The organism is Catenulispora rubra (assembly GCF_015356825.1).
GTDB lineage: Bacteria > Actinomycetota > Actinomycetes > Streptomycetales > Catenulisporaceae > Catenulispora > Catenulispora rubra.
In genome coordinates this window covers 1-24,350 of the sequence record NZ_JAACYW010000093.1, presented here as the reverse complement: position 1 = coordinate 24,350, position 24,350 = coordinate 1, and the positions used below count along the sequence as shown (strand labels likewise).

Below are 24,350 nucleotides of genomic sequence, written 5' to 3'. Positions count from 1 at the left end.
AGACACAGCTCACCAGCTCGTGGGTCCGGCGGTGTTGACCCGCCCCGGCGGTCCGCTGCTAACTTAGGCATGCCTTACTTAACTGAGGCCTACCTAACTTAGCGATGTGGACCAGAAGGGGCGGGACGCGGTGCTGTCGGATGCCTTCCCGAGTTTCTTGATCGGACTCCGAGAGGGATTGGAAGCCGGCCTCGTCGTCTCCATCCTGCTCGCGTCGCTGGCCAAGGCCGGCCGCAAGGACCGGGCCGGCTCGGTGTGGCTGGGCGTGGCCGCGGCCGCCGCGCTGAGCCTGTCGTTCGCCGCGGTGCTCACCTTCACCTCGGCGCACCTGCCGCCCAAGGCGCAGGACGTGTTCGGCGGCGCGATGGCGCTGCTGGCGGTCGCGTTCGTCACCACGATGGTGTTCTGGATGCGCCGGGCCAGCGCCTCGATGTCCGGGGACCTGAAGGCGAAGCTGGCCGCCGCGCTCGGCGCCAGCGCCGGGATGCTGGTCTTCACGGCGTTCGCCGCGGTGGCGCGCGAGGGGCTGGAGACCGCGCTGTTCCTGTGGACCACGGCGCAGACCGCGCACGAGAAGAGCGGCCCGGCGATCGGGGCGGTCGCCGGCATCGCGGTCGCGGCGCTGCTGTGCTGGGGGCTGTACCACCGGGCGCTGAAGCTGAACCTCGCACGGTTCTTCAAGGTCACCGGGTTCGTGCTGGTGGTCATCGCGGCCGGGGTGCTCGCCTACGGGCTGACGGACCTGCAGGAGAGCGGCGTGGTCGGCGGGTTCACGGCGTACGCCTGGGACCTGACCGCGCACCTGGACCCGAACGCCTGGTACTCGCAGCTGGTCGCCGGGACGCTGAACCTGACGCCGAAGATGACGTGGCTGGCGGTGGTCGGGTACGTGGCTTACCTGGCGCCGGTGATGTTCTTCTACCTGCGGCCGGCTGTGGTGGCGAAGGCGAAGCCGGTGCCTGCCGCGGTGCCCGCGCAGACCGTTGAGGCCACCCAGACCACCCAGGCTCAGGCCACCCAGACCGCCGAGGCGGTCGCGTCGGTTCAGAACCCTGAAGTCACTGAACCGACTGCCACCCCGGCCGCCTCGGCTCCTACTCCTGTCCCGCGTAAGCCGGCTCCGCGCTGGGCGCTGGGCGTCGTGGTCGTCGCGGTCCCGGCCGTCGCCGCGGTCGCGGTGATCGTCGCCGTCGGCCCGAACTCCGGCAGCAAGGGCGCGCAGACCATCGAGGTCTCGGCGGCCTCTTGCGGCAAGGGCTTCGACGGTCTGACCACCGGCGAGCACACGTTCCAGATGAAGAACACCGGCGACGTGGCCGCCGAGGTCTACCTGCTGGACCCGTCGAGCAGCGCGGTCTACGGCGAGATCGAGGGCCTGGCCCCGGGCACCACGCGGCCGATGACGGCGACCATAGGCAGCGGCACGTACGCCTGGCGCTGCGTGCCGAACGGCAAGGACGCGGTCACCTCCGAGGCCAGGCACGCCAGCGGCTCGGGCAGCTCCACCACCGCGGTCGTGCCGATCACCGAGAAGGACCTGGAAGCGCCGCTGGACCAGTACCGCGCCTACGTGACCGAGCACCTGAACGAGCTGGCCGGCTACACGGACACGCTGAAGCAGGACGTGGACTCCGGCAACCTGCCCAAGGCCAAGCAGGACTGGCTGACCGCGCACCTGGCGTACAACCGCCTCGGCGCCGCGTACGGCACCTTCCAGGACTGGGACAAGAAGATCGACGGCCGCGCCGACGGCCTGCCCGACAAGGTGCGGGACAAGGACTTCACCGGCTTCCACCGCCTGGAGTACGGACTCTGGCACGGCGAGGCCGCGGCGAACCTGGCCCCCGTCGCCGACCAGCTCGACAGCGACGTCCACGGCCTCATCGGCGACTGGCCCAAGCAGGACTTCGACCCCGCCGACCTCCCGCTGCGCGCCCACGAGATCCTCGAGAACACCCTCCAGTTCCAGCTCACCGGCGACGCCGACTACGGCTCCGGCACCACCCTGGCCACCGCCGACGCCAACCTGACCGGCACCCGCGAAGTCCTGACCGTGATCAGGCCCCTGGTCCAGGCGCGCGACCCCCGGGGCCTGACGCAGATCGACGCCTGGCTCGACCGCTTCGGCACGGCCGTGAACACCGCGAAGAAGCCCGACGGCACCTGGACCCCGGCGGACCAGCTCGACCCGGCCGCCCGCCAGAAGCTGAACGGCACTCTCGGAGAGCTGCTGGAGCAGCTGTCGGTGGTGCCGGACCTGCTGGAGATCCGGAAGGCGACGTGAGCGGAGCCTCCAGACCCGCCGCCTGCCGACTTCGTAGATGAAAGCGCTTTGAGATGACCGAGCAGAACCAGAACGAGAACCAGGTGCCTGACGCTGCTGCTGCCGCGCCGACCACCGGGGAGCCGCAGGCCGCCGCCAGCTCCGTGACGCCTGCCGCCGCGAGCGAGCCCGCCGCCGCGCCGACCACCGGCGAGGCCCAGGCCGCCGCCAGCTCCGCGACGCCTGCCGCCGCGAGCGAGCCCGCCGCCGCGCCGAGCCTCGGCGAGCCGCAGGCTGCTGCCGGCGCCGCCGATGAGGCTCCGGCTGCTGCGATTGCGCCCGCCGCGGCTTCCGCAGCGCCGCCTGCCGCCAGCGCCGCCGCGCCTGCCGCTGTTGCTTCAGCCGCCGCAGCCCAGCCCGCCACCTGCCCCTTCGACCACACCGCCTTCGCCCGCCGCGCGATGCTCAAGGGTGCGGCGGCAGGCGTGGCCGGCGCCGCGGTCGTCGGCGCCACCGGCTTCGCGATGAACAAGGCCGCCGCCGACACCGCTTCGGTCGCCTCGTCCGCCTCCGGCGGCTCGGGCCGCACCCTGCCCTTCCACGGCGCGCACCAGCAGGGCGTCACCACGCCGGCGCAGAAGCACATGACCCTCGCCGTGTTCGATGTCGTCGCCGCCGACAAGGCCGAGCTCGCCGCCCTGTTCCAGACCCTCACCGACCGGGCGCGCTTCCTCACCGCCGGCGGCACTCCGCCCGACCTCGGTGTCGGGGCCCCGCCGTCGGACAACGGCATCCTCGGCCCGACGGTCCCCGCCGACGGCCTCACCGTCACCGTCGGTGTCGGCGCCTCGCTCTTCGACGCGCGCTTCGGGCTGGCCGACAAGAAGCCCGTGCGCCTCACGCCGATGAAGACGTTCCCGAACGACAACCTGAACCCCGCCGAGTGCCACGGCGACCTGTCGCTGCAGATCTGCGCCGACAGCCAGGACACGGTCGTGCACGCGATCCGCGACATCGCCAAGCACACCCGCGCCGGCATGCAGCTCAAATACCGCGTCGACGGCTGGGCCAACGACCCGCGACCCACCGGCGCGCAGCGCAACCTGCTCGGCTTCCACGACGGCATAGCCAACCCCGCCACCGAGCACGAGTTCGACTCCCTCGTCTGGGTGCAGCCCGGCGCGCCGGAGCCGGCGTGGACCGCCGGCGGCAGCTACCAGGTGGTGCGCCGGATCCGGATGCTCGTCGAGTTCTGGGACCGGGTCTCGCTGCTGGAGCAGGAGAAGATGATCGGCCGCCGCCGGGACACCGGCGCCCCGCTGGACGGGGGCGCGCAGACCGACATCCCGCAGTACGCGAAGGACCCCAAGGGCGCCAACATCCCGCTGGACGCGCACATCCGGCTGGCCAACCCGCGCACCGCCGAGACCGACCGCAACCGCATCCTGCGCCGCGGCTACAACTACGACCGCGGCTTCGACACCGTCGGCGAGCTGGACATGGGCCTGGCCTTCGTCGCCTACCAGCAGGACATCCAGCGGCAGTTCGAGTTCGTCCAGACCAAGCTCATCGACGAGCCGCTGGTGGACTACATCTCGCCGGTCGGCGGCGGCTACTTCTTCGTGCTGCCCGGCGTGAAGGACGCCTCCGACCACTTCGCCAGCGCGCTGCTGGCCTGAGCCGCGCCCGCTCTGAGCCGCACACGCTGCGCCCGCTCTGAGCCGCACACGCTCCGAGCCGCCGCCGCTTAATCAGTTAATCGGTGGCGGCTCCCCCACGGTGTGCATAGCCTGCACCCATGCCCTTCGACATCAAGATCGTCGAGTACGGCGACGACTTCAGCGACGCTGTCGACGTCACCTTCAGCCGCCCGGCCGAACGGGGCCGCGGCGCCTTCCGGCGCGATCTGTTCGCCGAGGAGATCGCCGCCGGCCGGGTCATCGGCGCCTACGACGGCGACCGCGTGGTCGGCACGTTCGCGAACTTCCGCAACACCGTCTCGGTCCCCGGCGGAGCCGCGGTCCCGGTCGCGGCGGTCACCTCGGTCAGCGTCGCGCAGACGCACCGGCGCCGCGGCATCCTGTCCGCGATGACCGCCACCGCCCTGCGGCAGTCCGCGGACGCCGGCGAGCCGCTGTCGATCCTGATCCCGGCCGAATGGCCGATCTACGGCCGCTTCGGCTACGGCCACGCCACCGACGAGGTCTGCTACCGCTTCGACAGCAAGCGCTGCGCCGTCACCGGGCCGCTGCCGGGCACCGTGGACTACGCCTCGGCCCCGGAGTGGGTCGAGGAACTGCCGGCCGTCTACGACCGCCTCCGCGCCACCACACCCGGCGCGATCGAGTACCGCAACCGGCTCTGGGAGCGCGACGCCGGCCTGCTGACCCACGACGGCAAGCCGACCGACAAGGAAAAGCTCTTCGCGCTCTACCGGGACGAGTCCGGGACGGTCCGCGGCGGCGTGACCTATTCGGTCAAGACAGGAGACTGGAGCGGTTTCGTCGCCAACGACCGCGCCGAGGCGGAGATGTTCGCCGAGGACTCCACGGCCCGCGTCCGGCTGCTCCAGTTCCTGTGGGAGCAGGACTGGATCGCCACCTTCGACGTCGAGTCCTTCCCGGCCGACGACAGCTGGCGGCACCTGATGGCCAACCCGCGGTTCGCGCGCGAGATCTCGCGCTACGACGTCCTGTGGGCCCGCGTGCTCGACGTCGCGGCGGCGCTGGAGGCGCGCACCTACGAGAACGAGGGCCGCCTGGTCCTGGCCGTCACCGACCCGGCGGGCTTCGCCGAGGGCGTGTACGTGCTCGAAGGCGGTCCGGCCGGCGCGACGGTGAAGCGCAGCACTGAGAACCCCGACGTGACGCTCCCGGTGCGGACCCTCGGCGCGCTCTACTTCGGCCACCACGCGGCCACCGCGCTGGCCCGGGTCGGGGAGATCACCGAGGAGAAGGCTGGCGGCCTGGCGCTCGCCGACCGGCTGTTCAAGACGGCGATCCCGCCGCACTGCGCGACGTGGTTCTAGGACCGGGGCCGGGACAGGTTTCAGGACAGGTTTCAGGACAGGTTCAAGGACAGAGGCCGGGGGAGGCGGAGCCGAGCGCGATGGAACTACTCGTCCGCCGTCACCGGCCCCGGCTTCGTCGCGCGCTCGTCGATCTCCATCCACGACTGCGGCCGCGTCACCGGATAGAACCCCGCCTTGGCGTACGTCGAGTGCTTGTCCTTGGTCGCCAACAGGAACCGGTTGATCCCGATCGCCTTCATGTCCGCCACGATCTCCCGCGACAGCCACGGGCCGACGCCCTTGCCGCGGTAGGCCTCGTCGATGTACACGTCGCAGAAGTACGCGAAGGTCGCGTGGTCGGTGATCACCCGTGTCACCCCGACCATGGTCTCCCGGTCGGCGTAGACGCCGTAGACGTGCGAGCCCTCCAACGAGCGTTCGACGGCCTCGCGCGGGCGCCCCACGCCCCACCAGGACTCTTCCGAGATCCACCGGTGCACCTTGTCGGCGTCGACCAGAGCCGGGTCGTCGCTGATGAACAGACCGTCCTCGCGCGTCACTTCCATGAGGGAAAGTCGACCACACCCGGCCGGATCGCGGCCACCGCCAAAGACCGAAAAGTGGCCTGGTCCCGGCGTCCGAGACTGCTCACCGCAGCTTCGAACGCCCTGGCCAGGCCACTTCCGCATGCCAAGTGCGCAGGTCCGGCGCCGCGTCAGTCGCGGCCCTTCTGCTTCCCGCGCCGCGAGCCGAAGACGATCTCGTCCCACGACGGCACCGTGGCCCGCCGCCCCGGCCGCACGCCGTCAGCCTCGGCCTGGCGGTCGGTGGTCCCGACCATCCGCTCCCGGTGCGGGGAGGTGGTGCGCGGGCCGAAGATCGCGTCGTCGAAGGCCGATCCGGCCGACTGCCCGGCCACCGCGGCGATCGGCGCGCGGGAGTCGCCGGCGTCCAGGAAGTCGAAGTCCTCGTCGGGGCTCGTGGTCGGGGACGGGACGCCCGCGGTGCCGTTGGCGGCCGCCGAGGCCGACACCGCGGCGGCCGACGCGGCCGCGGCCGACGCCGAAGCCGGCATCGACGACGGGTGCCGTTCCACCGACGCGGTCCGCTCCGCGGCCGTGCGCTCGCGCTCACGGTCCCGTTCGCGCTCCCGCTCCAGCGCGCCGCCGGATCCGTTCGAGCCGTTGGAGGAGAAGGTGTCGGCCGGGCGCCGGCGGGCCTCCAGGTGCACCAGCGAGCCGCCGGCCGAGGAGCCGTTGGCGGCCGGCGCGGGGCCCGGCACGACGGTCCCGCCGGAGAGCACGGAGGCCGCGACGAAGGGGAACATCGGTTCGGCGGCGGCGATCGCGGCGGCGTCCGAGGACAGCAGGCGCGCCTCGTCGTCTTCGGGGGTCACCAGCCGGCGCGGCGGGTCGAAGGCCCACAGCGCCTCGTACGTCTCGCCGGAGATCCGGTAAACGGCCTGCACGGTCCAGGTGCCGTCCTCGCGGCGCCAGGAGTCCCAGCGCACCGCGGCCGGGTCCTCGGCCCCGCGCTTGGTCAGCCGCTCGAAGACGATCTCCCCGAGCTTCTGCCCGTGGTTCTCGCCCTGCCGGCGCACCTGCGTGTTCTGAGCCTTTTCCGCCATGAAGGCGCGTTCGGCCAGGATCGGGCCCTCGAAGCGGCGGATGCGCTCGACGGAGATGCCGCAGGCGTCTGCGACCTCCTGCGCGGTGGCGCCCGCGCGGATACGGGACTGGATGTCCCGGGGGCGCAGCTGCCCTTCTGCCTCTATCTCGATCTGGCCCAGCCGGGCCCGATCGCCGCGCACGGCGGCCCGCAACCGCTCGTCGATGGTCAGATGGAATTCCTGGCCGTCGTTAGAGCGCAGCACAAGTCGCTGACCGTCGCTGGTGACGGCCATGACGCGGAGCTCAGTCACGAGCGGACCTCCCTTCGACGAGTGCTGCCAGCTAGACCGTACTGCATCGACACGCCGATCGGGTACGGGAAACGGATGAGGTCGCCCGGACAGCAAGGGTTGTCGGTCATTTGTCGTACGCCGTCCAGTTGTGGGATGTCAGTTCTGTGACCCCCCGCGGGGTCACCCCTCCCGCCTTGAACCGGGTACATTCCCAGACATCATGGTCGCCAATCCTCATCTTCCGGTTCTTCTGGATCTCTTAGGTGTCTTCGCGGCGGCGGTCGCGGGGGCTTTCGCGGGTCTGCGCAAGGGCCTTGATCTGGTCGGCATCCTCGTGATCGCGGTCGCGTCGTCACTCGGAGGAGGGATGATCCGCGATGCCCTGATCGGGGCCACCCCGGTGGCCGCGATCCAGGACTGGCGCTATTTCGCCGTGGCACTCGCGGCGACCGCGACAGTGCTCCTGGTGACCAGCCGCCGAATGAGTGATTCGAAACTGAAATCGGCGATGGAGGAAGTGCGCGGAAGGGCGCTCCGCTTTGACCGCGTCGCAGTGATCGCCGATGCCCTGACCCTTGGTCTGTTCGCGGTCTCCGGAACTCTCAAAGCATTGGATTACCATCTGCCGGTCTTCCAAGCGGCGCTGCTCGGCACGGTCACCGCGACCGGCGGCGGGGTGGTGCGGGACGTGCTGGTCAACGAAGTCCCGATGGTGCTCCAGCGGGAGCTGTACGCGGTGCCGGCGTTCGTCGGGGGACTGCTGTTCGGTCTGGTGGAGCGGCACGGGTTCGTGGTCCAGGGCTACCTGGCCGCTGCGGGGTCGGTGGCGATCACCGCGGCCATCCGGTTGGTCGCGGTCTGGCGGGACTGGCACGCGCCTCGCCCCGGCGCAGTCGCATAGCGCCGGGGCGAAGCATTAAGGCCCTGATACTGCTGTTCTACGTGGGCTTTCTCACAGGGTGATCCCCTAGCCCGACATTCCTCGATGGCGTCTCAGTTGAGGACCTGTGTGGTCCAGTTCGCGCGGTCCGTGCCGAATGACGTGATCCGGTCGAGCAGCCCCTTGGCGCCGCCGACGGAGTCCAGCGGGTCGACGCCGCTGATCCCGGCATGGCTGTCCAGAACGCAGATCTGCAAGCCGTTGTCGTGCTTGCAGGCGGTCGTGCCGTCGTCCGGCAGCTTCGGATACGCGCTCAGGGGCACCGTGCTCTGGGGGTCCGTCCAGCCGACGGGGATGACGATGACGCTGAAGCTGATGAACCTGCTCTTGCCGTCGCCGAATTCCAGCGATGTCCGGACCGCGGGCGGATTCTGTCCGACCACGATCGGGTCGGCCAGCTCGGCAGCGTCGAGCGTGGCGCCCTTCGGCACGCCCTCGATGTGGATCGGCATGGGCACGGCGGAACCGTTGGCGGTCACCGAATCGGCGACTCTGACCAGCATCGCCTGCAGTTGGGCGCCGTGGATCTTGTTGAAGGCGGCGAGTGTGAACCAGGACCCGGACGCCGTCTGCCACTGCAGGCGGTCCGGGATTATGGTGCCGTCCCCGTCGTGCTCGATGTACGCCTTCGGACTCCCCTTGACCTTCACCTCTGTCGTCGTCGCAGGTGCTACCGGCTTCAGCTCGGTGGGGGACGAGGACAGGTGCAGCTCGGCCGGGTTCAGGTAACCGGCTTTTTCGCTGGGCAGCATCGGCTTGGTCTGCAAGATGACGGTCGTGAGGCCCGAGGCCATGGTGTGCGTCGCCACCTTGTAGCCGTCCGGCAGGTATCCGAAGGAGGCGATCTCGGGGAGCGGGTCGGTACCGGTGAAGGTCCCGGACAGTGCGGGCGCGGACTCGGGCCGCTCCGCCGGCGACGTCCCGCCGAGCCCGTTCGCCACCAGCGCGCACGCCGCGACCACCGCCAGGCCGCCGGCGACCGGTGCCACCCGGGCCGTGGCGATCCGGCGCCGGCCGACCGCGCGGGCGCGGCCGATGTCGACGGTGCTGGGCGGCGCGTCGGCGTACTCGGCGTCGGCCAGTTCTTCGAGCGAGGTCTTCAAGTCCTGATTCACAGCAATCCCTCCATCACGGGGATCAGATTCGGGTCGATCAGATTCGGGTCGAGGAGGTTCCGCAGCGCGGCCAGGCCGCGCGCGGACTGGCTCTTGACGGTGCCGGTCGAGCAGCCCATGAGCTGGGAGGTCTGCTCGACCGACAGGTCGCAGTAGAAACGCAGGACCACGGTGACGCGCTGCCGCGCGGGCAGCTTCGCCAGTGCCGTCTTCAGGTCCAGCCCCAGCGCCAGATCGCCGAGCGCGGCCGGGTCCGGCTCCGGATCGGCGGCGTGCCCGCCCCCGAAACGGTGCAGGACCGTCCACTTGGCCCAGCCGGAGCGCTGCTCGGCCAGGTAGGTGTTGACCAGCGTGCGGCGGGCGTAGCCGTCGACGTTGTCGGCCCGCCGGGCCCGGTGCCAGTGCGTGTAGAGCTTGGTGATCGTGCTCTGCACCAGGTCGTCGGCGCGGTGCCAGTCGCCGCACAACAGATAGGCGACCCGGCGCAGCCAGGCCTGCCGGGCGCTGGCGTACTCGGTGAATTCGGCGTCGCGGTCGGGCGTCGCCATAGGCCTCCCCCTCGGTGGATGTGTTGTCCGGACAGTCACCTGATGCGCCCGGGTGCGCGAGGGGTTGCATGCGAATGGCGCCGTGTTGCCACACGGCGCCACTGCGTTCGGTGCGTACGCCGATCAGTCGATCAGCAGATCGGTCGAATGGCCGATCGGTCTGTCGGTCTGTCGGTCTATCCGGCTATCCGTCGATCAGGGTCAGTCGATGACCAGGTTGATCTCCGGCTGGTCCGTCCCCAGGTCCAGGTAGCACGCGCCGGGCGCCACGTACTCGGTCCCGCCGGGACCGTTGATGTGGATCCCGGTGAACACCGCCACGTGCGCCGGCATGGAGTTGCCCTCGCGCAGCACACTGATCACCTTGTGCGTGTCCGCGGTGATGACGTCGCGCGCGATCCGGGTGAGGCCGGCCAGGTCGGGCACCGGACCGTCCGGCAGGAACGGCGGGATCCGGTCGCGGAGCATGCTCTGCTCCGGGTCGGCCAGGTCCAGGAACGGGTAGTCGCCGGTCGGGGCGTTGTCCCCGCGCAGCTCGTCGTGCAGGGCCATCAGGGCGCCGCAGGTGTGCGAGACGCCGGGGACGCCGGGGCGCTCGACGTTGCCGATCACGCCGTGCGCGTCGATCCCTATGTGCGGGAGCGCCACCAGGACGAAGCGCCGGACGCCGTCCTCCACCGGGGCGTGGCCCGAGGCGGCCAGGATCCCGGTGCGGCCCAGCACGATCATCCCGGCCAGGCCGGCCATGTTGAAGCCGGCGCCCCAGGTGTCGTACAGGCGTGCGGTGATGGTCACCGCGAGCTCGTCGCGGCAGGTCGCGATCAGCGGCAGGGTGTTGGCGGCATGGAATCCGTGGGGCGCGAGCAGCTCGCGCGTGGCGCGCACGAAGCCGGTCGCCGGGATGGCGTCCGGGAACGTGGTGCGCAGGACCTTCGAGGCGGCCGTCGGGGTGCTGGTCTCTGGGGTGGCGGGCACAGTATCCATTGGGACGATTGTCACAAGGCCCGCGCCGCCGGGCCAGCGGCCACCCGGGTGAGCGTGCTCACAGGCGTCCCGGGCGGCGCACGTCCGCGCAGGTCCGGACACGTGTGGCGCACCCCGGGTTGGTACCGCGCGGCGGCACCCACTAGAGTGTCTTGACGTCGAGATACTTTCCGCAAGCGAGAGCTGGGCCATGGCAATGACCTCCAAGAACAGCTTCGGCGCCCGCGACACCCTCGCGGTGGGCGCGCAGTCGTACGAGATCTTCCGCATCGGGGCCGTCGAGGGCTCCGAGCGCCTCCCCTTCAGCCTGAAGGTGCTGCTGGAGAACCTCCTGCGCACCGAGGACGGCGCCAACGTCACCGCTTCCCAGATCCAGGCCCTGGGGCAGTGGGACCCGAACGCCCAGCCGGACACCGAGATCCAGTTCACGCCGGCGCGCGTGATCATGCAGGACTTCACCGGCGTCCCCTGCGTGGTCGACCTGGCCACCATGCGCGAGGCCGTGGCCGAGCTCGGCGGCGACCCGGCGAAGATCAACCCGCTGGCCCCGGCCGAGCTGGTGATCGACCACTCGGTGATCGCCGACGTCTTCGGCCGCCCGGACGCCTTCGAGCGCAACGTCGAGATCGAGTACGGCCGCAACCGCGAGCGCTACCAGTTCCTGCGCTGGGGCCAGACCGCCTTCGACGAGTTCAAGGTGGTCCCGCCCGGCACCGGCATCGTGCACCAGGTGAACATCGAGCACCTGGCGCGCGTCGTCTTCGACCGGAACGGCCAGGCCTACCCCGACACCCTGGTCGGCACCGACTCGCACACCACGATGGTCAACGGCCTGGGCGTGCTGGGCTGGGGCGTGGGCGGCATCGAGGCTGAGGCCGCGATGCTCGGCCAGCCGGTCAGCATGCTGATCCCGCGCGTGGTCGGCTTCAAGCTGCACGGCGAGCTGCCCGCCGGCGCCACCGCCACCGACCTGGTGCTCACCATCACCGAGATGCTGCGCAAGCACGGCGTCGTCGGCAAGTTCGTGGAGTTCTACGGCGCCGGAGTGGCCGCCGTCCCGCTGGCCAACCGCGCCACCATCGGCAACATGTCGCCGGAGTTCGGCTCCACCTGCGCCATCTTCCCGATCGACGACGAGACCATCAGCTACCTGAAGCTCACCGGCCGCTCCGCGGAACAGCTGGCGCTGGTCGAGGCCTACGCCAAGGCCCAGGGCCTGTGGCACGACGCCGCCAAGGAGCCGTCCTTCTCCGAGTATCTGGAGCTGGACCTGGCGACCGTGGTCCCCTCGATCGCCGGCCCGAAGCGCCCGCAGGACCGCGTGGTGCTGGCCGAGGCGAAGGACAAGTTCGCCGAGGTGCTGCCGACCTACGCCGCGCAGGGCACCAAGCCGACCCCGGTCACGATGGAGGACGGCACCCAGGTCGTCATCGACAACGGCGCGGTCGTGATCGCCTCGATCACCTCCTGCACCAACACCTCGAACCCGCAGGTGATGATCGGCGCCGCGCTGCTGGCCAAGAAGGCGGTGGAGAAGGGCCTGCACGCCAAGCCGTGGGTCAAGACCACCCTGGCGCCCGGCTCGAAGGTGGTCTCCGACTACTACGAGCGCGCGGGCCTGACTCCGTACCTGGACAAGCTCGGCTTCAACCTGGTCGGCTACGGCTGCGTCACCTGCATCGGCAACTCCGGCCCGCTGCCGGAGCCGGTGAGCAAGGCGGTCAACGAGGCGGACCTGGCGGTGGTGTCGGTGCTGTCCGGCAACCGCAACTTCGAGGGCCGTATCAACCCGGACGTGAAGATGAACTACCTCGCGTCCCCGCCGCTGGTCGTCGCCTACGCCATCGCCGGCACCATGGACTTCGACTTCGAGAACGAGCCCCTGGGCTACGACGGCGACGGCAAGCCGGTGTTCCTGCAGGACGTCTGGCCCTCCACGCAGGAGATCCAGTCGGTCATCGAGCAGGCCATCACCGCCGAGATGTTCGCGAAGGACTACGCGGACGTCTTCCACGGCGACGAGCGCTGGCGCTCGCTGCCCACCCCGACCGGCAACGTCTTCGAGTGGGACGCGGACTCCACCTACGTCCGCAAGCCCCCGTACTTCGAGGGCATGTCCGCCGAGCCGTCGCCGGTCGCCGACATCCACGCCGCCCGCGTGCTGGCCAAGCTCGGCGACTCGGTGACCACCGACCACATCAGCCCGGCCGGCTCCATCAAGGCCGACAGCCCGGCCGGCAGGTACCTGGCCGAGCACGGCGTCGGGCCGCGCGACTTCAACAGCTACGGCAGCCGCCGCGGCAACCACGAGGTGATGATCCGCGGCACCTTCGCGAACATCCGCCTGCGCAACCAGCTCCTCGACGGCGTCGAGGGCGGCTTCACGAAGAACCTGCTGTCCGGCGAGCAGACCACCATCTACGACGCCTCCCAGGCCTACCAGGCCGCCGGCGTCCCGCTGGTCGTCCTCGCGGGCAAGGAGTACGGCTCGGGCTCGTCCCGCGACTGGGCCGCGAAGGGCACGGCGCTGCTCGGCGTCAAGGCGGTCGTCGCCGAGAGCTACGAGCGCATCCACCGCTCCAACCTGATCGGCATGGGCGTCGTCCCGCTCCAGTACCCGGCCGGGCAGAACGCGGAGTCCCTGGGCCTGACCGGCGAGGAGACCTTCGAGATCACCGGGCTGGAGGAACTGAACAACGGCACCACCCCGCGCACGGTGAAGGTGAAGGCCGGCGCTGTGGAGTTCGACGCGGTCGTCCGCATCGACACCCCCGGCGAGGCCGACTACTACCGCAACGGCGGGATCATGCAGTACGTGCTGCGGAACCTGCTGAAGAAGTAGGCGCCAAGCGCGCTGACGCAGCCCTCGGCCCGGTCGGGTCGGGGGCTGCTCTATGCTCCCGGCATGGTCGATGATCGCGTTGCCGCAGCGGTGCACGAGCACGTCCGGGCGTTCAGCAAAGGCGACCTCCCGGCCCTGATGGCCGGCCTCGCCGACGACGCGGTCTGGATCACCGGCCGGACGACGGTCCGAGGCCGCGCCGAGCTGGAACCCTTCTTCCGCGAGGCGATCGCCGGCCTGCACCCGACGCTCGTGGTGGAGAACCTGCTGGTCGACCGGGACCGCGCGGCGTGCCAAATGACCGAGACCCTGCTGTGGGACGGCGCGGAGCGGTCCTATTCGATCGCGGCGTTCTTCACGCTGCGCGACGGGCTGATCGTGACGGCGAAGGTGTACCGCGAGGGCACGGCCGAGCTGGACTGAGCGCCCGCGACGGATTCCGGCGGTCGGTGTTTCCGACGGTCAGTGATTCCGGTAACCAGCGATTCCGGCAGTCAGTGATTCCGGCGGTCAGTGGTACGGATCGTTCGTCCCGTTCTCGCACTTGTACCCGTCGTCGCAGTTGTACTTGCACGTGGTCGTCCACGTCGGACCGCGGCCGTTGCAGTTCGGGCAGCGGACCCAGCGGGTCTTCTTGCGGCAGTTCCGGTTGTTGCAGTGCCTGTACTTGTCGCCGGTGTACATGTCCGGGAACCCCTCTCGGCTCTGTGACTGACGAGTCCGCGCATATTGTTCTGACGGACCGCCAGGTTCCGCAGGACGAGCGCTCAGCCCAGCCGGCGCAGCTCGCCGGTGGCGACCAGGGCCCAGTGCTGGTCGTGGCCGGAAGCCGCGCGGGTGAACCACATCCGGGCTTCCGGGACGTCCCGGCGGCGGTAGGCGATGACGCCGAGGAAGACCAGCGCGGCCGGGGCGGTGTCGGGGTCGCCGATGGCGGCGACCGCGAGGAACGACAGGCGGGCGCCAGGGAGGTCGCCTTCGGTGTAGGCGTACATGGCGCCGTCGAAGAAGGCTCGGGCTTCCTTGCGCAGGACGCGCGGGAGGCCGGGGGCGGAGTACAGCGAGCGGGCTATGGCGGCGTGCGCGTCGATGGGTTCGGTGACCGTGGTGGCCGGCGGCGGTTCCTCGGAGCCCAGCGGGACGAACGGTTCCTCGGGTTCCTCGGCTTCCTCGGGCTCTTGCGGTTTCTCCAGCTCTTCGGGGTTATCGGGCTCGTCGCCGTTATTGTCGTCATCGTCGTCGTCAGGGGCGTCATCCGGGGACATGCCGTCTTCTTACCCGCGGCTTAACCCCGTTCCCCGATTCTGACGGTGTGAGCATCGACCAGAACAGATCCGCCGTCGCACACCTGCTGCGGCGTGCCGGGTTCGGCGCGAGCGGGGCGGAGATCGACGCCGCCGCGAAGGCCGGGTACGAGGCGACCGTGGCCGCGCTCCTGACGCCGGCCGGTGCCGATCCCGGCGCGGCCGCGACGCCGGCGCCCGACTTCCCGGCGATGAAGGTGCCCAAGAAGGGCAACGCGCAGGCCGACTACCAGCTGGTCGGCTGGTGGCTGGCGCGGATGGCCGCGGTCACGCAGCCGTTGGTGGAGAAGCGCACGTTCTTCTTCCACGGTCACTTCGCGACCTCCCTCCAGAAGGTCGCCAGCCCCGGGTTCGTGGTCCAGCAGAACCAGACCATGCGGTCCCTCGGCGGCGGCGACTTCGCCGCGCTGGCGCACGCGATCGTCCGTGACCCGGCGATGATGCTGTGGCTGGACAGCGCCGGCAACACGCTCAAGGCCCCGAACGAGAACCTGGCGCGCGAGCTGATGGAGCTCTTCACGCTCGGCGTCGGCAACTACACCGAGGACGACGTGCGCGCCGGCGCCCGCGCCCTCACCGGCTGGCGCCTGGACGGCTCCGGCAAGGCCACGCTCGTCCCCAGGCTGCACGACGACACCCCCAAGACCATCCTGGGCAAGACCGCCGACTTCGACGACACCGCGTTCGTCGACTGGATCCTGCAGCAGCCGGCCTCGCCGAAGTTCGTCACCGGGCGCTTCTGGGACCGCTTCGGCATGCCGGGCCCGATCCCGCCGGACGTCTCCGGCCGCCTGCTGGCCGCCTACGGCCCGAACCGCGACCTCACCGCGCTTCTCAGGGCTCTGTTCCTGGACCCGGTCTTCCGCGGCCCGCAGGCCCGCTACGCCCTGGTGAAGCAGCCCGCTGAGTATCTCGTCGGCGTTCTCAGGGCTCTGCGTATCAAGATAGACGCCGGCCCCGCCTCCAAGGACGACCAGACCCTGCGCACTGCCCTCAACGGCCTCGGCCAGCTGCCCTTCTACCCGCCGAACGTCGGCGGTTGGCCCGAGGGCTCGGCCTGGCTCACCACCGCCGCGGCGCAGACCCGCTTCGTCTTCGCGGAGTGGGCCGTGGCCAAGGGCGACCTGTCGCAGGTCGAGAACAGCAGCCCGTCGCAGCGTATCGACGCCGTCGCGCACCTGCTCGGGATCGACGCCTTCAGCGACCGCAGCACGGCCGCCCTCACCGAGGTCGTGGCCGACGCCAAGCAGCTGGTCACCCTGGCGCTGCTGGCACCCGAGTACCTCGTGAACTGACGACCGGAATCTGTACCGACGACCGGAATCTGCACTGACGACCGGAACCTAAGGACTCGAACATGGACACCGTGACCCGCCGCCGCTTCCTGGAGTTGTCCGGCGTCATGTCCACCGGCGCGTTCGCGGCGGCCTGCTCCTCGTCGCACGGCCACCCGGTCGGCGCCCCGGCCCTGACGCCCGGCGGCCCGACGACCTCCGGCGCGCAGCTCGGCGCGGCCGCGCAGCACGCGCCGCTGGCACCGGGCTCCGGCGTGCTGGTCCTGGTGACGCTCTACGGCGGCAACGACGGCCTCAACACCGTGATCCCGTACGCCGACCCCGCCTACAACAGCTCCCGCCCCGACCTCGCCTACAGCGCGAGCCAGGTCCTGGACCTCGGCGACGGCCTGGGCTTCAACCCGGCGATGACCGGCCTGCACGAGATGTGGCAGCGCAAGCTCTGCGCGGTGGTGCGCGGCGTCGGCTACCCGCAGCCCAACCACAGCCACTTCGTCTCCATGGACATCTGGCAGACCGCCACGCCCGGCGAGCCCACCGGCTCGGGCTGGCTCGGCCGCTGGCTGGACGCCCAGCCCGACGACCAGATCAGGGCGCTGCGCGCGATCTCCGTCGGCGGCACGCTCCCGCCGCTGCTCGGCGGCACCAAGACCGCCGGGAGCTCGCTGCCGATCGGCCAGTTCCGGCTGCCCAAGCCCGGTCCGCTGGACACCGGCTTCATGGGCCTGGGACAGCCCTCGGCGCAGGACTCCACGCTGGCCGCCTACGCCGCGCGCGACGTCGCCGACCTGTTCACCGTCGCGAAGACCTTCAGCCCGGCGCTGGCCTCGGCGAAGAACGCCGCCGGTACCGCCAAGGCAGGCAAGGCCGCCAAAACCTCAGCACTCTCTCAACAGCTCGACATCGTCGCCGAGTGCATCAACGCTTCGGTCCCCACTCGCGTCTACAGCGTCAGCCTCGGCGGCTTCGACACGCACAGTGCCGAGAAGGGCACGCAGTCGACGCTCTGGGGCGAGGTCGACAAGGCGGTCGTGGACTTCCAGAACTCGATCACTGGCGGTCCACATGGCAAAGATGTGGTCACCGTTCTCTACACCGAGTTCGGCCGCCGCGTGCACGCCAACGCCAACCAGGGCACCGACCACGGCACGGCCGGTCCGGTCCTGGTCATCGGCGAGCCGGTGAACGGCGGCTTCTACGGCGAGCAGCCCTCGCTCACCGACCTGGACAAGGGCGACCTGAAGTTCAGCACCGACTTCCGCAGCGTCTACGCGACTCTGCTGGACAAGGTGCTCGGCGCGGATCCGGCGCAGATCCTCGGCCAGGATCAGCCCCGCATCGCCTTCCTGTAACAGTCCGCAGCTGCCCCACCGCGCTTCGGCGCGCCTCCCCAGCGCTTCGGCGCCGCCCTGCCGTGCCAGGGGCGGCGCCGAACCCGCGTTCGCACCGTTGCGAACACCCTGAGCGGGCCGTGTGAAGATCATGTAGAAGGCGACGGGAAGCGCCAGGGCGGCGCGAGGGCCAGGCTTAGACTCTCTGCCGTATAACTGGAAGCCAGGAGTGTTGTTCCAAGTTCAACTGTTCACGTTCACAATGAAGGAGGATCGGGTGGCACTGCTGGAGGCGATCCAGGGTCCGCGCGATCTGGACAAGCTCAGCTCCGAGCAGCTCGTCGAGCTGGCCGCGGAGATCCGTGCTTACCTGATCCCGACCGTGGCGAAGACGAGCGGGCACATCGGCCCGAACCTGGGGGTGGTGGAGCTCACCATCGCTCTGCACCGGGTCTTCGACTCGCCCAAGGACACCATCCTGTGGGACGTGGGCCACCAGGCCTACGTGCACAAACTCCTCACCGGCCGCCAGGACTTCTCCGCGCTGCGGCACTCCGGCGGCCTGTCCGGCTACCCGGCGCGCGCGGAGTCCGAGCACGACGTGATCGAGAACTCGCACGCCTCCACCGCGCTGGCCTACGCCGACGGCATCGCCAAGGCGCACCAGGTGCGCGGCGTCACCGACCGCCAGGTCGTGGCGGTGATCGGGGACGGCGCGCTGACCGGCGGCATGGCCTGGGAGGCGCTGAACAACATCGCCGCGGCCAAGGACCGCCCGGTGATCATCGTGGTCAACGACAACGAGCGCTCCTACTCCCCGACCATCGGCGGCCTGGCCGACCACCTGGCGACCCTGCGCACCACCCAGGGCTACGAGCGCTTCCTGGAGTGGGGCCGCGGCATGCTCGGCCGCACCCCGGTCATCGGCGCTCCGTTGTACGAGGCGCTGCACGGCGTCAAGAAGGGCCTGAAGGACATCGTCGCCCCGCAGGGGATGTTCGAGGACCTGGGTCTGAAGTACGTCGGCCCGGTCGACGGCCACGACCTGGCCGGCATGGAGGCCGCGCTGCGCCGGGCCCGGCACTACCACGGCCCGGTGATCGTGCACGCGATCACCCGCAAGGGCGAGGGCTACCCGGCCGCCCGCAACAACGTCAACGACCAGCTGCACCAGGTCGCCGTGGACAGCGACCCGGAGACCGGGCAGCCGCTGGTCCCCTCCGGGACCTCCTGGACCTCGGTGTTCGCCGACGAGATGGTGAAGGTCGGCGCCGAGCGCGACGACGTGGTCGGCATCACCGCGGCCATGCTGCACCCGGTGGGCCTGGCCAGGTTCGCCGAGCGGCACCCGGACCGGATCTTCGACGTCGGCATCGCCGAGCAGCACGCGGTCACCTCCGCCTGCGGCATGGCCTTCGCCGGCCTGCACCCGGTGGTGGCGATCTACGCGACCTTCCTCAACCGCGCCTTCGACCAGGTCCTGATGGACGCCGCGCTGCACAACGCGGGCGTCACCTTCGTCGCCGACCGGGCCGGCGTCACCGGCAACGACGGCGCCAGCCACAACGGCATGTGGGACATGTCGATCTTCCAGGTGGTGCCCCGGCTGCGGATCGCCGCCCCGCGCGACGGCTCCCAGCTGCGGGCCCAGCTGCGCGAGGCGCTGGACGTCGCCGACGCGCCGACCATGGTCCGCTTCTCCAAGGGCACGGTCTGCGAGGACATCCCGGCGGTGGCCAAGGCCGGCTCGATGGACGTGCTGCGCACCACCGCGGGTTCCGGGCTGGCCCCGGACGTGCTGATCGTCAGCGTCGGGGCGATGGCCCAGGTCTGCCTGGACGTCGCCGAGCGGCTGGCCGACCAGGGCATCGGCGCCACCGTGGTGGACCCGCGCTGGGTCAAGCCGGTGGACCCGGCGGTCCTGATGCTGGCCGCCGAGCACCGCCTGGTGGTCACCGTCGAGGACAACGTCCGGGTCGGCGGCGTCGGCTGCGTCGTGGCCCAGGCGCTGCGCGACGCCGGCGTCCACACCCCGCTGCGCGACTTCGGCGTCCCGGCGGAGTTCCTGGACCACGCCAACCGCGGCGAGGTGCTGGAGCAGATCGGGCTGACCGGCCAGCGCGTGGCGCACGAGGTCGTCGGTCTGGTCGCGGGTCTGGGCAGCGCGGTCGCGGCGGACCGCGCCGCGGCGTCCAATGGCTCGGCTACTGGCACGTCCACTGGCTCATCCAACGGCAACGGCACCGAAAGTCACGACGCGGTAGCAGTCAGCTGATCTGTATTAGAACATGGACATCTTAGGGGGTTACCTCCCCGGGCACGGTCAAGGGGGAGGTAACCTCTGTTCCATGGGCGCGAGGCATAGCTAGGCGATGGTCGCTACCGACGCTCCCACACGATCCGGGCCGGGCTTGCAGGAGCCGCCCCGGCCGGGGGCCTCATGGCTGCGGCGGGCCTGGTACTCCCCGCGCTTCCAACGGCTGTGGAACACCCCGCAGGCGTCGTGGACCCGGGTGGTCCTCCTGTTCTTCGCAGTCGCCACCGTCACCCACCTCCCGGCGTTCAGCCGCACCTTCTGGAACCCCGACGAGGGGTTCCTGGCCACTCAGGCGAGGGCTCTGAACACTGAGAACGGGCAGTTCTACCAGATCATCGTCGACCGCAAGCCGCCGCTGCTGCCCTACGTCTACGCGTGGGTGTTCAAGCTCTTCGGCGACCACGGCCTGTCCACGCTGGTCGTGATCCGGGCGCTGGCGATCTGCGTGCACGTCGTCACCGCGATCCTGATCACCCAGATCGCCAAGCGCCGCTTCGGCCGGCACGGCGTCTGGGCCGGCCTGCTGTACCTGCTGGGCTCGGCGGGCCTGGCGCCCGAGGACTCCCAGGCGGCCTCGTTCGAGGTCTTCATGCTGCCCTGGACGTGCGCGGCGTTCCTGCTCGCCGACAGTGCCCGCCGGCATCCCAAACGCTCGATCCCGTTGCTGGCCGGCTCCGGCGTGGCCGCGGCGCTCGCCACGCTCACCAAGCAGACCGCGGGCGTCACCATGCTGCCGGTGGCCTGGCGGGCCTGGAAGGACCGGCGCTGGCGGGGGCTGGCCACGATCATCCCGGCCTTCGCCCTGCCGATCGTGGGCGTCGCGCTGTGGATCGGCTTCGGCGACTTCTTCTTCTGGGTGTTCACCGGCAACAGCGGTTATCTGACCTCGCTGGGCTCGTTCTCCACGATCATGGCGCGGCTGTGGGGCAACCTGGGCATCTTCGCCGGCGCGTCGGCCGCCGCCTTCCTGGCGATCATGTACATGACGGTCCGCAACGGCATCTTCAAGGCCGACGCCGACCTGTGGCTGTGGCTGGCCGGCTCGGCGGTCGGGGTCTCCAGCGGCTTCCACTTCTTCGGGCACTACTTCCTGCAGATGCTCCCGCCGATCGTGATCCTGGCCACCGGCGCGCTGCACCGGAACGGCTCGCGGCTGCGCTGGACCATGCTCGGGGTCACGGCGACCACGGCTACGTTGTTCCTCACGCTGGCGTTCTCCTGGCCGCGCACCGACATGGAGCACAACTGGGAAGTCGCCCAGGAGGTGCAGAAGGCGGCCGGGCCCGGGAAGTCGGTGCCGATCATCGTCTGGGGCATGGACCCCTCGATCTACTTCATGTCCGGCCAGATCCCGGCCAGCCGCTTCATCACGGCCGGCTTCCTGTCCGGGTTCGCCGGCGGCGGCGACCAGGAGAAGGTGGGGCCGATCGTCTACACGCCGACCAGCCCGATCGTGGGCATGGCGCAGGACATCCTGAACCTGCGGAAGAAGGGACAGGAGCCGGACCTGTTCGTGGACGACTCCTGGGGCAAGCCGTACCAGCCGAAGTACATCGGCGTCATCAACGACCTGGTCAACAACTACTACTCGCTCAAGAAGGGTGTCGACCACACCTTCATCTACGAGCTGAAGAATCCCGAGGGTCTGCGGGTGTGGGCCCAGACGATAGTCGACAACGGGATGCAGGACGTGTGGGACAAGAACCAGTGGGACTTCATCAACCCGCCCACGGACGGCTGACGCCGGATAATCGGCGGTATGGCGCCGACGACACTCACTCAGGACACGCTGAACCGCACGCTTCTGGCCCGCCAGCACCTGCTGACGCCGCGCAGTGGCTCCCTGGCCGAGACCGTTGAGGCGATCGGCGCGATCCAGGCGCAGTACTGGCCGGCGGTCGCGGTCTCGTTGTTCACGCGGAACGACGGCGCCACGCTGGAGTCGGTCTATGACGCGTTCGAGCGGCGCGAGTTGGTCGTCGGTTCGTCCATTCGGGGCACGGTGCACGCCGTCAGCCGCGCCGAGCACCCGCTGTACGCGGCGGTGTCGGAGGCGACCGACGCCGACATCCTGGCGGCGCGTAATGAGGGGGCGGACCCCGGTATGCGTGCTCTGCGGACTGCGGTGTTGGAGTTCGCTGCGGACAAGCCGCGCAGTTCCGCCGAGTTCGCGGAGTTCGCTGCGGAGTGGGTCGCGAAGAATCCGGGACGGATGTCGGCGGCGAATCTCGAGTATCACGAGGCGCGCAACTGGCGTCCGATCTACCGGAGCAATGCGCTGATCCGCTTTCCGGCGGATGGGAACTGGGCTCCGGCTACGGGGCCGAAGACGTATATGTACTCACCTGAGCGGGCCGCTGATCCGGATGCTGCGATCGCTGCGTTGGTGCGTCGGCATCTCGCTGCGTTCGGGCCGGCTGCGGCTGACGATGTGGCCGTGTGGCTGGGGTTGAAGGTGACTCGGGCGCGTGCGATTCTCGACGGCTTCACGGACTTGGTCACGTATGCGGATGAGGCTGGCCGCGCGTTGTACGACGTTCCGGACGGGGAGATCGCTGACGCTGGTGTGAAGGCGCCGCCGAGGCTGTTGCCGCGGTTCGACAGCATTCTGCTCGCGCACAATGCGAAGCACCGGCAGCGGATCATCTCGCGGGAGTACTGGGATCGGCTCTACAACGGGAAGAACTTGCAGATCCTGCCGTCGTTCTTGATCGGCGGGTACGTCGCCGGGATCTGGTCGGTGGAGGCGAAGAAGAAGCTTGCGACGCTGACTTTGGAGCCGTTCCACACGCTGAAGAAGGCCGAGGTCGCGGCGCTGACCGCGGAGGCGGAGCGGGTGCTGCGGTTGCAGGCTCCGGACTCCGCCTCGTACGCGGTCGACGTCGCAGGTTAGGTCGCGGGTTGGGCTGCGGTTCGGGCCGCGAGATGCGCCGCGCTCGCGGTCAGTACCGCGGCTTCGGGCGCTCCTGCAGGACGCCGTCCAGGTAGATGTCGACCTTCTCGTTGTACACCGCGGCCAGCCCGGTGATCTTCTGGACCTCCGGGAACGGCGTGCGGTAGCCCCAGATGAGGTCGGCGCGGACCTGGTCGCCGATCTGGACCGACCAGTACGTCGCGGCGCCCTTGTACGGGCAGTGCGTCACGGTGTCCGAGGGGCGCAGGACGTCCTGGTTCAGCGCGGTGATCGGGACGTAGTAGCGCGGCGGCAGGCCGGTCTCGAACAGGATCATGCTGCTCGGGGAGTCGGCCAGGACGACGCCGTCGAGTTCGGCGCGGAAGTGGCGGTTGCTGGTCAGGACGTCGATGCGGCTGTAGGGGTCGCGCGGGTGGGTGTAGATCGGCTCGTCTTCCTCGAACCAGTCGAAGGCGTCGAAGTCGAACCGGACCGCGTCGCGCAGCTCCTCCAGCGGGGACTCCGGGACGGTGCGGGCCTTGCCGGCGGCGGTGAGGCCGTCGACGAGGACGTCGTGCACCTGCGCGTCGCCCCGGCTCGGCGAGTGCTCGGACTCGCCGGTGGGCTTCAGATCGGCGAGGACGTCCTTCGCCGGGACGTAGTAGGTCGGGTAGAAGGGCTTCTCCCAGACGTAGAGCGGGTGCAGCGTGTCCGCCACCAGCTTGTTGTCCAGGTAGAGCCGGACGCGCTTGGCGCCGGTCTCCACTTTCACGCGCCCGCGGGCGTTGTCCGCCATGATCCTGCCGCCTCTCGGATCAGTCACACTCAGTTACGTTGGTAGCACTCAGTCACGGATGGCAATACGCAAGCGCCGGAAGCCCTTGCCTTTGTTCTCCACCTTCAACACCTCGATCTTGCCGATCCATCTCGTCGATTCGACATGGGTTCCGCCATCCGCCTGAGTGTCGAGCCCGACGATGTCGACGATCCGCACTTCCTCCAGCTCCGGCGGCACGAGGTTGGTGGCGGTCCGGATGATGTCGGGGATGGCGAACGCCTCGTCGCGGGGCAGCACCTTCACCTCGATGCGGCGGTCCTGCGCGACCTCGACGTTGCAGGCGTCCTCGATACCGGACTTGAAGTCAGGCGGCACCTCGGGGAGGTTGAAGTCCATCCGCGCGGTCCCGGGCTCCATGTTGCCGCCGGTGACCAGCGCGCCGAAGTCGCGGAAGACGACACCGGAGAGCAGGTGGAGGCCGGAGTGCGTCCGCATGAGCCAGGTGCGGCGCTCGTCGTCGAGCGCACCGCGCACGGCGGTGCCGGCTGGGGGGAGCGGGTCCTCGTCGTGCGGGATGAGGACGAGGTCGTCGGCCTTGCGGACGCCGACGATGCGGGTACGGACGCCGTTCCAGATCAGGACGCCCTCGTCCGGCGGCTGGCCACCACCGCCGGGGTAGAAGGCGGAGCGGTCGAGGACGAGGCCTTCGCCGTCGGACTTCAGGACGGTCGCGTCCCACTCGCGGAGGGTCTGGTCGTCGAGTTCGAGGCGGTGGGTGTGGAGGTGCGGTGTGGCCGTCATGGCGGAAGCGTAGTGCGGGGGGTGCG

20 protein-coding genes are annotated in these 24,350 nt (G+C 70.0%); 11 read left to right on the top strand and 9 right to left on the bottom strand.

What is annotated here, in order from left to right:
- Positions 1-130: 130 nt before the first annotated feature.
- From efeU to GWK61_RS24630, 3 genes are all read left to right on the top strand, one after another.
- Positions 131-2,284, top strand: coding sequence for an iron uptake transporter permease EfeU (gene efeU, locus GWK61_RS24640; protein ID WP_194911729.1), 2,154 nt, complete (start codon positions 131-133; stop codon positions 2,282-2,284).
- Between the two features lie 311 nt (positions 2,285-2,595).
- Positions 2,596-3,942 (top strand): iron uptake transporter deferrochelatase/peroxidase subunit, encoded by a 1,347-nt coding sequence (gene efeB, locus GWK61_RS24635; RefSeq protein ID WP_369125609.1) that lies wholly within the window; start codon positions 2,596-2,598, stop codon positions 3,940-3,942.
- A gap of 119 nt (positions 3,943-4,061) precedes the next feature.
- On the top strand, positions 4,062-5,291 hold the full coding sequence (locus GWK61_RS24630) for a GNAT family N-acetyltransferase (protein WP_194911717.1): 1,230 nt from the start codon (positions 4,062-4,064) through the stop codon (positions 5,289-5,291).
- 86 nt (positions 5,292-5,377) lie between these two features.
- On the opposite strand, the gene GWK61_RS24625 is transcribed toward GWK61_RS24630, so the two are convergent.
- Positions 5,378-5,839, bottom strand: a complete 462-nt coding sequence (locus GWK61_RS24625) for a GNAT family N-acetyltransferase (protein ID WP_194911715.1) — start codon at positions 5,837-5,839, stop codon at positions 5,378-5,380.
- A gap of 149 nt (positions 5,840-5,988) precedes the next feature.
- Positions 5,989-7,194, bottom strand: coding sequence for a septation protein SepH (sepH, locus tag GWK61_RS24620; RefSeq protein ID WP_194911713.1), 1,206 nt, complete (start codon positions 7,192-7,194; stop codon positions 5,989-5,991).
- Between the two features lie 202 nt (positions 7,195-7,396).
- Here sepH and GWK61_RS24615 point away from each other — a divergent pair, with 202 nt between their 5' ends.
- Positions 7,397-8,077: a trimeric intracellular cation channel family protein gene (locus tag GWK61_RS24615; protein ID WP_194911710.1), complete on the top strand. Its 681-nt coding sequence runs from the start codon at positions 7,397-7,399 to the stop codon at positions 8,075-8,077.
- A 92-nt stretch (positions 8,078-8,169) separates the two neighbouring features.
- Here the strand turns inward: GWK61_RS24615 and GWK61_RS24610 are convergent, their stop codons facing one another.
- The 3 genes from GWK61_RS24610 to GWK61_RS24600 form a co-directional block, all read right to left on the bottom strand.
- Positions 8,170-9,231: a hypothetical protein gene (locus GWK61_RS24610; protein WP_194911709.1), complete on the bottom strand. Its 1,062-nt coding sequence runs from the start codon at positions 9,229-9,231 to the stop codon at positions 8,170-8,172.
- Positions 9,228-9,779, bottom strand: a complete 552-nt coding sequence (locus GWK61_RS24605; protein WP_194911707.1) for a SigE family RNA polymerase sigma factor — start codon at positions 9,777-9,779, stop codon at positions 9,228-9,230. The genes GWK61_RS24610 and GWK61_RS24605 overlap by 4 nt, the downstream gene beginning before the upstream one ends.
- Before the next feature lie 201 nt (positions 9,780-9,980).
- Entirely contained in the window at positions 9,981-10,763 is a 783-nt protein-coding gene (locus GWK61_RS24600; RefSeq protein ID WP_194911705.1) for an LCIB family protein, read from the bottom strand.
- Positions 10,764-10,959: 196 nt separating this feature from the next.
- On the opposite strand from GWK61_RS24600, the gene acnA reads away from it, so the two are divergent.
- Complete coding sequence (acnA, locus tag GWK61_RS24595) at positions 10,960-13,605, top strand: aconitate hydratase AcnA (RefSeq protein ID WP_194911728.1); 2,646 nt, start codon at positions 10,960-10,962, stop codon at positions 13,603-13,605.
- Between the two features lie 63 nt (positions 13,606-13,668).
- On the top strand, positions 13,669-14,028 hold the full coding sequence (locus GWK61_RS24590) for a nuclear transport factor 2 family protein (protein ID WP_194911703.1): 360 nt from the start codon (positions 13,669-13,671) through the stop codon (positions 14,026-14,028).
- A gap of 87 nt (positions 14,029-14,115) precedes the next feature.
- On the opposite strand, the gene GWK61_RS24585 is transcribed toward GWK61_RS24590, so the two are convergent.
- Together GWK61_RS24585 and GWK61_RS24580 are read right to left on the bottom strand one after the other, a co-directional pair.
- Positions 14,116-14,289, bottom strand: coding sequence for a hypothetical protein (locus GWK61_RS24585; RefSeq protein ID WP_194911701.1), 174 nt, complete (start codon positions 14,287-14,289; stop codon positions 14,116-14,118).
- An 83-nt stretch (positions 14,290-14,372) separates the two neighbouring features.
- Positions 14,373-14,870 (bottom strand): tetratricopeptide repeat protein, encoded by a 498-nt coding sequence (locus GWK61_RS24580; protein WP_194911699.1) that lies wholly within the window; start codon positions 14,868-14,870, stop codon positions 14,373-14,375.
- Positions 14,871-14,917: 47 nt separating this feature from the next.
- Between GWK61_RS24580 and GWK61_RS24575 the strand changes: the two genes are divergently transcribed.
- The 5 genes from GWK61_RS24575 (at position 14,918) to GWK61_RS24555 (ending at position 22,745) form a co-directional block, all read left to right on the top strand.
- Entirely contained in the window at positions 14,918-16,204 is a 1,287-nt protein-coding gene (locus GWK61_RS24575) for a DUF1800 domain-containing protein (protein WP_194911697.1), read from the top strand.
- Between the two features lie 62 nt (positions 16,205-16,266).
- Positions 16,267-17,556, top strand: a complete 1,290-nt coding sequence (locus GWK61_RS24570) for a DUF1501 domain-containing protein (RefSeq protein ID WP_194911695.1) — start codon at positions 16,267-16,269, stop codon at positions 17,554-17,556.
- Between the two features lie 256 nt (positions 17,557-17,812).
- The gene (gene dxs / locus GWK61_RS24565; RefSeq protein WP_194911693.1) at positions 17,813-19,810 is read left to right on the top strand and encodes a 1-deoxy-D-xylulose-5-phosphate synthase; all 1,998 of its coding nucleotides are present in this window, start codon (positions 17,813-17,815) and stop codon (positions 19,808-19,810) included.
- Between the two features lie 97 nt (positions 19,811-19,907).
- Positions 19,908-21,593, top strand: a complete 1,686-nt coding sequence (locus tag GWK61_RS24560; protein WP_194911691.1) for an ArnT family glycosyltransferase — start codon at positions 19,908-19,910, stop codon at positions 21,591-21,593.
- A gap of 18 nt (positions 21,594-21,611) precedes the next feature.
- Entirely contained in the window at positions 21,612-22,745 is a 1,134-nt protein-coding gene (locus GWK61_RS24555) for a winged helix DNA-binding domain-containing protein (RefSeq protein ID WP_194911689.1), read from the top strand.
- Between the two features lie 49 nt (positions 22,746-22,794).
- On the opposite strand, the gene GWK61_RS24550 is transcribed toward GWK61_RS24555, so the two are convergent.
- Positions 22,795-23,541 (bottom strand): DUF427 domain-containing protein, encoded by a 747-nt coding sequence (locus tag GWK61_RS24550; protein WP_194911687.1) that lies wholly within the window; start codon positions 23,539-23,541, stop codon positions 22,795-22,797.
- 48 nt (positions 23,542-23,589) lie between these two features.
- The gene (locus tag GWK61_RS24545) at positions 23,590-24,324 is read right to left on the bottom strand and encodes an alanyl-tRNA editing protein (RefSeq protein WP_194911685.1); all 735 of its coding nucleotides are present in this window, start codon (positions 24,322-24,324) and stop codon (positions 23,590-23,592) included.
- Positions 24,325-24,350: the final 26 nt, after the last annotated feature.

Bases quoted from the DNA above. Each gene is read 5' to 3' on its own strand.
- GWK61_RS24550 (WP_194911687.1), bottom strand. From the start codon at position 23,541: ATGGCGGACAACGCCCGCGGGCGCGTGAAAGTGGAGACCGGCGCCAAG.
- GWK61_RS24600 (WP_194911705.1), bottom strand. From the start codon at position 10,763: ATGGATACTGTGCCCGCCACCCCAGAGACCAGCACCCCGACGGCCGCC.
- GWK61_RS24625 (WP_194911715.1), bottom strand. From the start codon at position 5,839: ATGGAAGTGACGCGCGAGGACGGTCTGTTCATCAGCGACGACCCGGCT.
- GWK61_RS24590 (WP_194911703.1), top strand. From the start codon at position 13,669: ATGGTCGATGATCGCGTTGCCGCAGCGGTGCACGAGCACGTCCGGGCG.
- GWK61_RS24615 (WP_194911710.1), top strand. From the start codon at position 7,397: ATGGTCGCCAATCCTCATCTTCCGGTTCTTCTGGATCTCTTAGGTGTC.
- GWK61_RS24545 (WP_194911685.1), bottom strand. From the start codon at position 24,324: ATGACGGCCACACCGCACCTCCACACCCACCGCCTCGAACTCGACGAC.
- GWK61_RS24585 (WP_194911701.1), bottom strand. From the start codon at position 14,289: ATGTACACCGGCGACAAGTACAGGCACTGCAACAACCGGAACTGCCGC.
- GWK61_RS24630 (WP_194911717.1), top strand. From the start codon at position 4,062: ATGCCCTTCGACATCAAGATCGTCGAGTACGGCGACGACTTCAGCGAC.
- GWK61_RS24555 (WP_194911689.1), top strand. From the start codon at position 21,612: ATGGCGCCGACGACACTCACTCAGGACACGCTGAACCGCACGCTTCTG.
- acnA (WP_194911728.1), top strand. From the start codon at position 10,960: ATGACCTCCAAGAACAGCTTCGGCGCCCGCGACACCCTCGCGGTGGGC.
- GWK61_RS24560 (WP_194911691.1), top strand. From the start codon at position 19,908: ATGGTCGCTACCGACGCTCCCACACGATCCGGGCCGGGCTTGCAGGAG.
- GWK61_RS24605 (WP_194911707.1), bottom strand. From the start codon at position 9,779: ATGGCGACGCCCGACCGCGACGCCGAATTCACCGAGTACGCCAGCGCC.
- GWK61_RS24570 (WP_194911695.1), top strand. From the start codon at position 16,267: ATGGACACCGTGACCCGCCGCCGCTTCCTGGAGTTGTCCGGCGTCATG.
- GWK61_RS24580 (WP_194911699.1), bottom strand. From the start codon at position 14,870: ATGTCCCCGGATGACGCCCCTGACGACGACGATGACGACAATAACGGC.